Origin of the sequence: Thauera sp. 27, from assembly GCF_000310125.2 — a bacterium.
In the GTDB taxonomy this organism is placed as follows: Bacteria; Pseudomonadota; Gammaproteobacteria; order Burkholderiales; family Rhodocyclaceae; genus Thauera; species Thauera mechernichensis.
This window is the reverse complement of record NZ_AMXB01000037.1, coordinates 1-12,465: the sequence shown is the minus strand read 5'-3', so window position 1 is coordinate 12,465 and position 12,465 is coordinate 1. Positions and strand designations below refer to the sequence as shown.

11 protein-coding genes are annotated in these 12,465 nt (G+C 65.3%); 9 read left to right on the top strand and 2 right to left on the bottom strand.

The genetic code is table 11. The features are described 5' to 3' along the window. Positions 1-20: 20 nt before the first annotated feature. The 9 genes from B447_RS17235 (at position 21) to B447_RS17200 (ending at position 10,887) form a co-directional block, all read left to right on the top strand. Positions 21-368 carry a copper-binding protein gene (locus B447_RS17235; RefSeq protein ID WP_002943417.1) on the top strand — a complete coding sequence of 116 codons (348 nt, stop codon included), beginning with the start codon at positions 21-23 and terminating at the stop codon, positions 366-368. 134 nt (positions 369-502) lie between these two features. Continuing rightward, a complete protein-coding gene (locus tag B447_RS17230) occupies positions 503-1,810 on the top strand; it encodes a TolC family protein (protein ID WP_232431664.1) in 1,308 nt (435 codons plus the stop codon). A 14-nt stretch (positions 1,811-1,824) separates the two neighbouring features. Beyond that, positions 1,825-3,363, top strand: coding sequence for an efflux RND transporter periplasmic adaptor subunit (locus B447_RS17225; protein WP_002943415.1), 1,539 nt, complete (start codon positions 1,825-1,827; stop codon positions 3,361-3,363). A gap of 1 nt (position 3,364) precedes the next feature. Next, entirely contained in the window at positions 3,365-6,604 is a 3,240-nt protein-coding gene (locus B447_RS17220; protein WP_269745259.1) for an efflux RND transporter permease subunit, read from the top strand. A 242-nt stretch (positions 6,605-6,846) separates the two neighbouring features. After that, positions 6,847-7,095 carry a DUF2933 domain-containing protein gene (locus tag B447_RS22315; RefSeq protein WP_141020262.1) on the top strand — a complete coding sequence of 83 codons (249 nt, stop codon included), beginning with the start codon at positions 6,847-6,849 and terminating at the stop codon, positions 7,093-7,095. 1 nt (position 7,096) lies between these two features. Then, positions 7,097-7,495 (top strand): c-type cytochrome, encoded by a 399-nt coding sequence (locus B447_RS17215; RefSeq protein ID WP_002943401.1) that lies wholly within the window; start codon positions 7,097-7,099, stop codon positions 7,493-7,495. A 24-nt stretch (positions 7,496-7,519) separates the two neighbouring features. After that, positions 7,520-9,868 carry a heavy metal translocating P-type ATPase gene (locus B447_RS17210; RefSeq protein ID WP_002943400.1) on the top strand — a complete coding sequence of 783 codons (2,349 nt, stop codon included), beginning with the start codon at positions 7,520-7,522 and terminating at the stop codon, positions 9,866-9,868. A 117-nt stretch (positions 9,869-9,985) separates the two neighbouring features. Then, the gene (locus B447_RS17205) at positions 9,986-10,240 is read left to right on the top strand and encodes a DUF2933 domain-containing protein (RefSeq protein WP_002943399.1); all 255 of its coding nucleotides are present in this window, start codon (positions 9,986-9,988) and stop codon (positions 10,238-10,240) included. A gap of 17 nt (positions 10,241-10,257) precedes the next feature. Beyond that, positions 10,258-10,887: a methyltransferase family protein gene (locus B447_RS17200; RefSeq protein WP_174202309.1), complete on the top strand. Its 630-nt coding sequence runs from the start codon at positions 10,258-10,260 to the stop codon at positions 10,885-10,887. A 224-nt stretch (positions 10,888-11,111) separates the two neighbouring features. Here B447_RS17200 and copK read toward each other — a convergent pair whose 3' ends face one another. Together copK and B447_RS17190 are read right to left on the bottom strand one after the other, a co-directional pair. Further along, on the bottom strand, positions 11,112-11,390 hold the full coding sequence (gene copK, locus B447_RS17195; protein ID WP_002943396.1) for a periplasmic Cu(I)/Cu(II)-binding protein CopK: 279 nt from the start codon (positions 11,388-11,390) through the stop codon (positions 11,112-11,114). A gap of 112 nt (positions 11,391-11,502) precedes the next feature. Then, positions 11,503-11,898 carry a CzcE family metal-binding protein gene (locus B447_RS17190; protein ID WP_002943394.1) on the bottom strand — a complete coding sequence of 132 codons (396 nt, stop codon included), beginning with the start codon at positions 11,896-11,898 and terminating at the stop codon, positions 11,503-11,505. Positions 11,899-12,465: the final 567 nt, after the last annotated feature.

Here is a 12,465-nt window from a genome sequence, read left to right as displayed (position 1 = left end):
AACCCTTGGAGAAGCCCATCATGAAAAAGACCCTCATCACCACTGCGCTCCTGGCCTTGCTCGGCGGCGGCGCCCCGCTTGCGTTCGCACAGGCCGATCACGATGCACATCACGGCGGGGCGAGTGCCCCGGCCGAAGCCAACGCCAAGCTGGCCGAGGGCACGGTCAAGAAGATCGACAAGTCGGCTGGCAAGCTGACCATTGCCCATGGCCCCCTGGAGTCGCTCGGCATGCCGGCGATGACCATGGTGTTCCGCGCGTCCGAGCCGGGCATGCTTGATCAGGTCAAGGCGGGCGACAAGATCCGGTTCGCGGTCGAGAAGGTCGGCGGTGCGCTGACCGTGACGTCTCTCGAGCCCGCCCAGTGACGCCTATCCCGCAGGTGCGTCGCGTTCCACTCTGACCGGCCAGCCGTGGGGATGCCCCACTGAGTGGCTGAACGACGAGGCGGGTGGCGAAGGGCCTGCGCATGCACTTGACCGCCTGCCGGAATCGTTTCTCGATGAAATCCCCGTTCGCAGTACCCTCATCTCACCTGCTACGTCCTGCAGCGCTTGCACTGGTGGTCGCGCTCACGCTGGGAAGTGGCAGTGCCTGGACACAGGGTTCGCCCGACACTCCAACGCTCGGCTCGAGCCCCCAGGCGCTGATTGAATATGCGCGCCACAGCAACCCCGGCTTTGCCGCTGCCCGCGCGGAAGCGTCCGCAGCGCAGGAGCGCGTGACGCCCGCCGGTGCGCTGCCCGACCCGACGTTCGAGGTCGAGCTGATGGACGCCACCAACACCATGAGCGGGCGCTCGGCGTCGTTGCTGCCCGGCCAGGTGGGCGAGACCCGCTACCGCATCACCCAGCCGCTACCCGGGTGGGGTAAGCGCGAGCTGGCGGTGAAGGCCGCCGAAGCCCAGGCGACCCAGGCTGATGCGATGCGCGATACCTCCTGGGCTGAGCTCGCGGCAAAGATCGAGACGCTGTGGTTGCGCTACTACGCCGCCGACCGCGAACTCGTCCTCAACCGCGAGGGCTTGACCCTGCTGCAAAGCCTGGAGGCGCTGAGCCTCACCCGTTACGAGCTGGGTCTGCTGCCGCAGCAGGCGGTGCTGCGCATGCAGCGCGAAATCACTGCCCAGCGCCTCGCGCTCGTGGAGGTCGAACAGCGGCGCAAGGGGCTGGCAGCGGGGCTCAACGGCCTGCTCGGCCGGGCGCATGATGCGCCGCTCGCCACACCCGCAGATCCAGCCCCCTTGCCCGAGCAGCTGGAGGCGGGCGCCCTTTTTGAGTCGGCGGCGAGCGCTAATCCGGAAGTGAATGCCGCGACCTACGGCATCGATGTGGCGCGTGCCGAGCGCGAACGAACGTATCAGGAACGCTTGCCGGACTTCGCTGTTGGCGTGCGCAACAACCGTCCTGATGAAGGTAAGTCGTCCTGGGACGTGATGTTCGAGGTGATGATCCCGCTGCAACAGTCCAGCCGTCGCGCCAAGGAGCGCGAAGCCGAATACATGCTGATGGCGGCCGAGGCGCGGCGGGAGGATGCCAAGGCGCGCGCATCCGGCGAACTGGGTATCGCCTGGTCGATGTACGCGCAGGGCCGCGAGACCTTGCGCCTGCTCGAACATACGCTGCTGCCGCAGGCCCAGGCCACCCGGGATGCAAGTCAGGCCGCGCTCAGCAGCGGCAAGGTCGACTTCGACAGCGTGATCGAAGCCGAGCGCCAGCTCATCGACATCCGGACTCAACGCTTGAAGACCGAGCTCGACACGCGCCTGGCGCTGACAGAAATCAAGAAACTGACAGGGGATCTGAAGTGAGCTCAGCCATTCGAATGACGGCGATCGCTGCGGGCGTGGCGATTGCCATAGGTGCGGGGTACTGGATTGCGCACCTGCAAAATGCTGGAAATCCAGTTCCGCTGATCACCGAAAGCCAGGCGCAAAGCGATAGCGCAGCCCCGGCCGACGGCGAACGCAAGATCCTCTACTACCGCAACCCGATGGGCCTGCCCGACACCTCGCCCGTGCCGAAGAAGGATTCGATGGGCATGGACTACATCCCCGTCTATGCCGACGACCAGCCGGACGACAGTGGCGCAGTGGTGGTCAGCCCCGCGCGCATCCAGACCCTGGGGGTGAAGACTGCCGAGGTTGAACTGCGCGCCGTGGATTCGGCGGTGCGCGCGAGCGGCCGGATTGAGCTCGACGAGCGCAGGCAGGTGGTGGTGGCACCGCGCTTCGAGGGCTGGATCGAGCGCCTGCATGTGAATGCGGTCGGCGACCCGGTGAAGAAGGGCCAGCCACTGTTCACCGCCTACAGCCCGGAACTGCAATCCACCGGCGAGGAACTGCGCATTGCCGAGCGCCTGGCCAGCCAGAACGCGGCCCATGATCCGCTGGCGAGCGAATCCGCCCGTCGGCTGGCCGAGGCGACCCGTGCGCGCCTGCGCAACCTGCAGGTGGCCGGCCAGGCCGGCGCGCGCCAGGTGTTCCACGCCCCGGCGAGCGGCGTGGTGCTGGAGAAGGAGGCCATCGAAGGCGGACGCTTCATGCCGGGCGAGGCACTGTTCCGCATCGCAGACCTGTCGAAGGTGTGGATCATCGCCGACGTCTTCGAGCAGGATCTCGCCCGCGTGCAGGTCGGCCAGAGCGCGCAGGTGACGCTCGAGGCCTATCCCGGTCGCGGCTTCGCGGCGCGGGTCGATTACCTCTATCCAACCCTCGACGCCGCCACGCGCAGCACCCGCGTGCGTCTGGAACTGGACAATCCGGAGGGCCTGTTGCGCCCAGGCATGTTCGCCCAGATCGCGCTGGCGGCAGGTGATGCCACCCCGAGGGTCGCCGTGCCGACCTCGGCGATCATCGACGATGGCGAACGGCGGGTCGTGCTGATTGCGCTCGGCGAAGGCCGCTTCAAGCCGCAGCCAGTGAAGCTCGGCCAGCGCGGCCGGGATGTGGTCGAGGTGCTCGACGGCGTGACTGCGGGTGATCGCGTGGTGGTTTCGGCCAACTTCCTGATCGACTCGGAGAGCCAGCTCAAGGCGGCACTCTCCAACCTGGTTGAGCCCGATGCCCGCGATCAGGCTCAAGCGAGCCCGACCCGTTACGAAGCGCAAGGGACGTTCGATGCGCTCGACGCCGAAGGCGGCAGCGTGACGATGACTCATGGCGAGATCCCGGCCCTCCAGTGGCCGGCGATGACCATGGACTTCAAGATTGCCGATCCGGCGCTGGTGAAGAGCATCGCCCCAGGCTCGCCGGTGCGGTTCGTCTTCGAGGCGGGTGAGCCAGGCGAGTACATCATCACAGGCATCGAGCCGGTTGCAGGCACTGCGCCTGCACCGAGCGCCGGCGGTCACGGGGGGCACTGAGATGCATGCCCCTGTGACAGACTCTTCGAACGTCGTGCCAACCGACGCGGCAGCCAGACCGGCAGCACCCGGCCTGCTCGACCGCGTCATCGACTGGTCGGCACGCAACGTCTTCCTCGTCCTGCTGGCCACGCTGTTCCTGATTGGCGGTGGCCTCTACGCGGTCAAGCACACGCCGCTCGACGCGCTGCCCGACCTGTCCGACGTGCAGGTGATCGTCTACACCGATTACCCCGGCCAGGCGCCGCAGGTGGTCGAGGATCAGGTCACCTATCCGCTCACCACCTCCATGCTGGCGGTGCCGCGCGCGAAGGTGGTGCGCGGCTTCTCGATGTTCGGCGCGTCCTACGTGTATGTGATCTTCGAGGACGGCACCGACATCTACTGGGCGCGCTCGCGCGTGCTCGAGTACCTGAGTTCGGCCGCCGGCCGCCTGCCGCAGGGCGTGGCGCCGCAGATCGGGCCGGACGCGACCGGCGTGGGCTGGGTCTACCAATATGCCGTGCTCGGCAAGGACATGAGCCTGGCCGAAACGCGCAGCCTGCAGGACTGGTACGTGCGCTACCAGCTCACCAAGGCGCAGGGCGTGTCGGAAGTCGCCAGCATCGGTGGCTTCGTGCGCGAGTACCAGGTCACCGTCGATCCGCTGCGCCTGGCCGGCTACGGCATCACGCTCGACCAGGTCACGCAAGCCATCCGCGCCTCCAACCGCGACGTCGGCGGCCGCGTGCTGGAACTCGCCGAGAAGGAGTACATGGTGCGCGGGCGCGGCTACCTGCGCAGCGTGGATGACATCTCCGACATCGTGTTGAAGGCCGAGCGCGGCACGCCGGTGCGGGTGGGCGACGTCGCCCGCGTCGAACTGGTGCCGGCCGAGCGGCGCGGCATCGCCGAGTTGAACGGCGAGGGCGAGGTCGCCTCCGGCATCGTCATGGCGCGCTTCGGCCAGAACGCGCTCGACGTGATCGCCAACGTCAAGGCCAAGATCGCCGAGATCACGCCCGGGCTGCCGGCGGGCGCCGAGATCGTGCCGGTCTATGACCGCTCCGAGCTCATCGAGCGCGCGATCGGCAACCTCAAGTGGACGCTCTTCGAGGAGAGTCTGATCGTCGCCGTCGTGTGCGTGGTCTTCCTGCTGCATGTGCGCAGCGCGCTGGTGGCGATCATCACGTTGCCGCTGGGCATCCTGATCGCCTTCATTGCCATGCGCAGCCTCGGGCTGGGCTCGAACATCATGAGCCTGGGCGGCATCGCAATCGCGATCGGCGCGATGGTGGACGCCGGCATCGTGATGATCGAGAACGCGCACAAGCGGTTGGAACACCTGCCGGCGCAGGCCTCGCAGGCGCAGCGCGCCGAGGTCATCCTGAAAGCGTGCAAGGAGGTCGGCCCGGCGCTGTTCTTCTCCCTGCTGATCATCACCGTGTCCTTCCTGCCGGTGTTCGCCCTCGAGGGGCAGGAGGGCCGGCTGTTCGCGCCGTTGGCCTACACCAAGACCTTCGCCATGGCCGGGGCCGCGCTGCTGTCGGTCACCCTGGTGCCGGTGCTGATGCTGCTCTTCGTGCGCGGACGCATCCTGCCCGAGAACAGGAATCCGGTGAATCGCGTGCTCACCTGGCTGTACCGGCCGGTCATCCGCGCGGTGCTGCGCTTCAAGTTCATCACGCTGCTGCTGGCGCTGGCTGCGATGGCGGTGACCCTGGTGCCGGCGCGCCAGATCGGCTCGGAGTTCATGCCGACGCTCAACGAAGGCACGCTGTTCTACATGCCGGCGGCGCTTCCCGGCATGTCGGTGACCGAAGCTGGGCGCCTGCTCGCCACCACCAACCGCATCATCAAGACCTTCCCCGAGGTGGAGTCGGTCTACGGCAAGGCCGGCCGCGCCAACACCGCTACCGACCCGGCGCCGCTGGAGATGTTCGAGACTGTCATCAATCTCAAGCCGCAGGACCAGTGGCGCCCCGGCATGACCACCGACAAGCTCATCGCCGAGATGGACGCCGCGCTCAAGTTTCCCGGCCTGGCCAACTCGTGGACGATGCCGATCAAGGCCCGCATCGACATGCTCAGCACCGGCATCCGCACGCCGGTGGGGGTCAAGGTCTTCGGTAACGATCTGGAGACGCTGGAGAAGGTGGCGCAGGCGGTGGAGGCCGCCGTGCGCAAGGTGCCGGGCGCGAGCAGCGCCTACGCCGAGCGCGTGGCCGGCGGCTACTACGTGGACATCGTGCCGCGCCGCGAACAGCTCGCGCGCTACGGGCTCACCATCGACATGGTGCAGGACGTGATCGCCACTGCGCTCGGCGGCGAGATGGTGACGACCACGGTCGAGGGCCTGGAGCGCTACGGCGTGTCGGTGCGCTACGCACGCGGCCTGCGCGACGACCCGGCGCGGCTCGCCTCGGACGTCTTCGTGCCGACCATGAACGGCCCGATCCCGCTCGGCCAGGTGGCCGAGGTGAAGCTGACGCGCGGTGCGCCCGCCATCCGTACCGAGAACGCGCTGCTTGCGGCCTATGTGTATGTCGACACCCGGGAGTCCGACCTCGGCGCCTTCGTCAAGCGCGCGCAGCAGGCGGTGGCCGAAGAGGTCGAATTCCCGCAGGGCTACTACGCCACCTGGAGCGGCCAGTTCGAGAACATGGAGCGCGCCAAGGAGAAGATGAAGATCGTCGTGCCGGTGACCCTCGCACTGATCTTCGTGCTGCTCTACCTCAACTTCCGGCGGCTTGCCGAGACGCTGATCGTGATGCTGTCGGTGCCCTTCGCGCTGGTGGGCGGGGTGTGGCTGATGTGGTGGCTCGACTACCAGATGAGCGTGGCGGTGGCGGTGGGCTTCATTGCGCTCGCCGGGGTGGCGGCCGAGACCGGAGTGATCATGCTGATCTACCTCGATCAGGCGTGGAAGGAGGTCTGCGACCGCAGGCGGGCCGAAGGCCGCGAGGCCGGCGTCGCCGATCTCTACCAGGCGATCATGGAGGGTGCGGCCGGACGCGTGCGACCGAAGATGATGACGGTGGTGACGATCATGGCCGGCCTGCTGCCGATCATGTGGAGCACCGGCACCGGGAGCGAAGTCATGAGCCGCATCGCTGCACCGATGGTGGGCGGCATGGTGTCCTCGACGGTGCTGACGCTGGCGGTGATTCCGGCGCTGTATGCGCTGGTCAAGCAGTGGGAGTTGCGCCGCAGCGCCAAGACAGCACCCGCGCAGGCGCTGGTCACGGTGTCGAATTTGTAATGCACCGGTCAGCGGCGCGACAGCATCGGGGGCGTAGCCTGTTTCCAAGGCCCCGTTCCCGAGGCTGCCGCTGAACGTGACGAGGAGCATTGCGATGCTTACCTGGATCAAATCCCTCTGGCAATCCTTCAAGAACTGGTGTCGCGAGAACGAGCGGGCCCACCGGGATGCCCCGCTCTCGCCGTGCTGCTCGAAGCCGCCCGCAGCCGTTCACCGTTCGCCGACCCGCAAGGTATGAAGCCATGAACACGAAGCCTGCTCATGATCCTGGACACCCTCGATCTGTCGCCTGGTATCGCTCCCCCGGCGTCATCGCTGGCCTGATGCTGGCGGCGATCGCACTGTTCTTCCTGCTGCGCGAACACTGGGCGCATGTGTCGGGCAACTGGGTGTATCTGATCCTGTTGCTGTGTCCCCTGATGCACTTGTTTGGCCATGGCGGACATCACGGCGGGCACCACAGTAACGACACCGACTCGGAGAAGCGCTGAGATGCCGATGACAGAGGCGTGCCTAGGCCGTGGCGTCGTCATTGCGGCGCTTTCGGGCGTCTTGATTTCGAGCGCAGCGGCGCAAGGCTGGACGATCCCGCAGCCCTCTCCGGGGCTGATGCCCAATCCGGGGCAGGGAAAGGGACTCTACGCACAGCACTGTGCCGCTTGCCATGGGACCGACCTCAAGGGCTCGGACAAGGGGCCGCCCATGCTCCATAAGGTCTACGAACCCAGTCATCACGCCGATATCGCCTTTCAGCTGGCGGTGGCGAACGGTGTGCGCGCCCACCACTGGCAGTTCGGCGACATGGCACCTGTTCCCGGCCTGACGCCGGACGAGGTCGCTCATGTCACGGCATTCATCCGGGGGGAACAGCGCAAGGTCGGCATTCGATAACAACAATCGCCGGGGAGAGGCATCATGACCCACGAGCATTCGCAGGGCGGCCATTCTGGCCACATTCATCGCCACGATCATGCATCACCAGGCCAGGATACCGATCCGGTCTGCGGCATGACCGTCAAGCCCGACTCTCCGTATCGGGTCATTCACGCCGGACACGAATACCGGTTCTGCAGTGCGAAGTGCCAAGGCAAGTTCGAGACCGATCCGGCGCGGTATCTGGCACCGGAGACAAGTCAGCCTTCAACGGAGCCCGCACCGGTGCCCGGCACGGAGTACACCTGCCCGATGCATCCGGAGATCCGCCAGATCGGGCCCGGTACCTGCCCGAAATGCGGCATGACGCTCGAGCCGGTGATGCCGGGTCTTGAAGATGAGGACAATCCCGAGCTCGCCGATTTCCGCCGCCGCTTCTGGTGGACCCTGCCGCTGACGGTGATCGTCACCGCGATCGCCATGTCCGGTGGGTTCTTCGATCCGATGCTGGGTGCGGCGCGCCCCTGGGTCGAGCTGGCCCTGGCGACACCGGTCGTGCTCTGGTCCGGTTGGCCGTTCTTCGTGCGCTGCGCCCAATCGATCGGCAACCGCAGCCCGAACATGTGGACGCTGATTGGACTGGGAGTTGGGGCCGCCTATCTGTACAGCGTCGTCGCCACGTTTGCGCCGGAGGTGTTTCCGGATTCGTTCCGGATGGGCGAACACGTCGCGGTGTACTTCGAAGCAGCAGCGGTGATCATCTCGCTGACGCTGCTCGGCCAGGTGCTGGAGCTCAAGGCGCGCTCGGAGACGGGCGCCGCGATCAAGGCGCTGCTCGGCCTCGCGCCCAAGACCGCGCGGCGCATTCGCGCGGATGGCACCGAAGAGGACATCCCGCTGACCCACGTCCATCCCGGCGACCGGTTGCGCATCCGTCCGGGCGAAAAGGTGCCGGTCGATGGTTCCGTTGCCGAAGGCGAAAGCGCGGTCGATGAATCGATGCTGACCGGCGAGCCGATCCCGGTCACCAAGCGCCCCGGCGACAAGGTGATCGGCGCGACGCTCAACACCAGTGGGGCGCTGGTCATGGTCGCCGAGAAGATCGGCGCACAGACCATGCTGTCGCAGATCGTGCAGATGGTCGCGCAGGCCCAGCGCTCGCGCGCGCCGATGCAACGCCTGGCGGATGTCGTCGCGGGCTGGTTCGTCATCGTCGTCGTGCTCATCGCCCTCACCACGTTCGTGGTGTGGGGGCTCTTCGGACCCCAGCCGAGCTGGGCCTATGGCCTCATCAACGCGGTGGCGGTGCTGATCATCGCCTGCCCCTGCGCACTGGGCCTAGCCACGCCGATGTCGGTGATGGTGGCGACCGGCAAGGCCGCCACCCAGGGCGTGCTGTTTCGCGATGCGGCGGCGATCGAGTCGCTGCGCAAGGTCGACACCCTGATCGTCGACAAGACCGGCACCCTGACCGAAGGACGCCCCGCCTTCCATAGTGTGGTGGCGGCGCCGGGCGGGACGGAGGCCGACGTGCTTCGCATCGCAGCCAGCCTCGATCAGGGTAGCGAGCACCCACTCGCCCAGGCCATCGTGAGCGAGGCTCGCGAGCGCGGTCTCGCGCTCAGCACACCGGACACCTTCGAATCCTCTTCCGGCATCGGCGTGCGCGGCACAGTCGATGGCCAACGTGTGGTTCTGGGGAACACCGCCCTGATGGACGATGAGCGCATCGATTGGCGCGGGCTCGCGGAACGCGCCGAGGCTCTGCGCCTTGAGGGCGCAAGCGTGATGTACCTCGCCGCAGAGGGCGTGCTCGTCGGCCTCATCGCCGTTGCAGATCCGATCAAGGCTTCGACCCCGGAAGCGCTCGATGCGCTGCGGGCGAGCGGGCTCAGGATCATCATGGCCACGGGCGATGGGCTCACCACGGCGCGTGCGGTCGGTGCCCGCCTGGGCATCGACGAGGTCTATGGCGAAGTGAAGCCCGCCGACAAGAATGAGCTCGTCGGCAAACTGCAGGCCGAGGGGCACATCGTCGCCATGGCCGGCGACGGCATCAACGACGCGCCGGCGCTCGCGCGCGCGAATGTGGGTATCGCGATGGGCACGGGGACCGACGTCGCGATGAACAGTGCCCATCTGACTTTGGTCAAGGGTGATCTCCGGGGCATCGCCACCGCACGCAGCATCTCCGTCGCCACCGTGCGCAACATGCACCAGAACCTCGTGTTCGCCTTCCTGTACAACGCAGCGGGTGTGCCGATCGCAGCCGGGGTGCTCTATCCAGCGTTCGGGCTGCTTCTTTCACCGCTGATTGCCGCCCTGGCGATGAGCTTCAGTTCGGCGTCCGTGGTCGGCAACGCGTTGCGCCTCGGACGGAAAAGGATCTGATCGACCTCAATCCGCCCGCACGGAAAGCTGGGCAGACGAACTGCGTGACGGGTACTTCGTTCGTTGGGAGGCATGCCGGCGTCAGCGTGTCGATGTTTGCGCACAAGGAGCTGTCTCATGAAAGCCGAGACGGAAGCCGAGCCCCGTCCATCCGGTCGGGCTGAATCGAACTTAAGGGTTCGCCGCGTATTTCCGGTCTTCGTCGTACTGGCGGCCGTTCTCCTTATCGCCGAGCACCGGCTCCATGTGCTCGGCTACCTACCGTGGCTCATCTTGCTTGCGTGCCCCCTGATGCACGTCTTCATGCATCACGGTCACGGCCACAAGGGAAAACACACGCCGACTGAAGACCAAGGTAACCATGATGCGTAATGCCACGGGAGATCGAGATGAATGAGACGTCGAGTTACGGCTTGTGGTCACTGGTCATCATCAACTCGCTGTTCTTCATCGCCTTCGCCTTCAGCTTCACGCGTCCCCGCACAAGCCGGGACTGGCGATCCTTGGGCGCTTACTCGGCCTTCATCCTGGCGCTCTTCACCGAGATGTACGGCTTTCCGTTGACGATCTACCTGCTCTCGGGGTGGCTGTCTTCGAAATTTCCGGGAATCGATTTTTTTGCCCACGACTCAGGGCACCTCTTGGAGGTCATGTTCGGATGGAGCAGTAACCCGCACTTCGGCCCGTTTCACCTCTTGAGCACCTTGTTCATCGTCGGTGGCTTCTGGCTCCTGGCAAAGGCCTGGCCCGTACTCCTCGAGGCTCAGCGCACCCGCCGCGTCGCCGACAGCGGCCCCTACGCCCGCATTCGACACCCGCAATACGTCGCGTTCGTTCTGGTCATGTTCGGCTTCTTGCTGCAGTGGCCGACCTTGATCACGCTGATCATGTTCCCGGTTCTGTTGATCGTGTACGCCAGGCTTGCCCGCCGGGAAGAGCTCGACGCGATCGAGGCGTTCGGGGACGCCTATCGCTCATACCGCGAGCGCACGCCGGCGTTCATTCCTCGCCTGCGGTAGTTCGATGGACCGTTTGGTGCCGAGCGCAGCTTGCGAAGTAGAGGGAGATGCCGCCGCGCAGATTGCTCATTGTCTGCAAGCAAGGCGCCTTTGAGCTTGGGGCTCCACGCATGCGTGCAGGGCAGAGTGAGTTTGATCAATCACACCCGCCGATCCTGAGAAAGGTAGACAGAAAAAGCCCCCGGGATCGACACCGGGGGCAAGTTCATCCTGAAACGCGCGAATCAGTTACGGGTGTCGTGGCGAAGGATGCTGTCGAGACGCATGACCTCGTCGCCGTGCATCATGATCTTCTGTCCATCCTTGGTCTCCATCACTTCGCCGTGTTTCATCCTCACCGCACGGCCCATCTTGTCCTCCATGCCCATTTTCCCATCCTTGAAGATGTGGACCGTCGAGCCATCCTTCATGGGGATGGACTTTTCGACCCGCTCGACATCGACCGCGAAGGCCGATGTGGTGGCAATCCCAAGTGCCGCGACCATCAGTGCTTTCTTCAACATGCTCGTCTCCTTGAATCAACTACAAATAATTGCTGAACATTGCATCAGGCCTCTTCCATAGAAGATTGCCCGATGCCTTACCCGCCTTGGTTCCTGGGGAAGCTTGGTGCTATCAGGAGCCGCTGCGGTAAAGGGGGCTTTCTTCGAGATAGACAGTCACCTTGTCGCCCCCTTGGACCACCTTCGAAAGCGGAAAGCTGTTTGTGCCGAGGGTGTCGAAGGTCCAGTTGACCGTCTTGTCACCGACCTTCAGGGCAACCGTCTCGAGCCGCGTGACGTTGATGTAGCGCGTGTCCGCATTGACGATCACGGTGCGGGAGGGCGTGGCGTTGCTCGCGTAGCCATATGTGGCCAGCTCTCGCTCAGTCGGGCTCGAAGCGCGTGCCTGGACATGCTCGAGCCAGTGCAGCGCACCGCCCTCGGAATAGTCTTCGTGTGCGAACGCAGCGGAAGATCCAAGGGTGCTGATGGCCGAGACGGCGAGAACGGCGATGATCGACTTTTTCATGATGGGCTCCTTGTCCAGATTGGCTGCTCATGCTTGAGCAACCATGGACTCGATCATAGGAGCCAGCGACTGACAGGGCAGTGACCCTGCAATTACGTTTAAGTCATAAGAATGAAAGGGTACGGTCAGGGTTGGCGGGCCGGGTTTCGTCAGTCCAAGGCCTTGACCGAACGGCAGACGCGTGAACGAAGCACCAATTTCACGTCCCCCAACATGTCATGCGAGGTGACGGCTTCACTCGGTTACTTGCCGTTCGCACCACGAAGAGCCCGACGGCTGGATTGGGTCGGCTGCACTCGATGGCGTCCGGCAGCTTTCGGGATGCGAAACTTGAGCGGCCGGTTTCCGGCGCCGAACTAAGAAGGTTGCTCGTCGCGTCCCGACCCACAAGAGACACTCATGGCGTAGCTGGTCCTGTGGCAGGTCTCTGCGTGAAGCAGGCAGCCCAACGCACATAGGCCACGGGCCGCTACTGGCCGTTATGAACAGCGTAAGCGGTAACCGAGCGGCGTTCTTGCCTACTTCGAGCGCGGGTGGAGATCGGATCGAAGCGGATTGGCCGCGAAG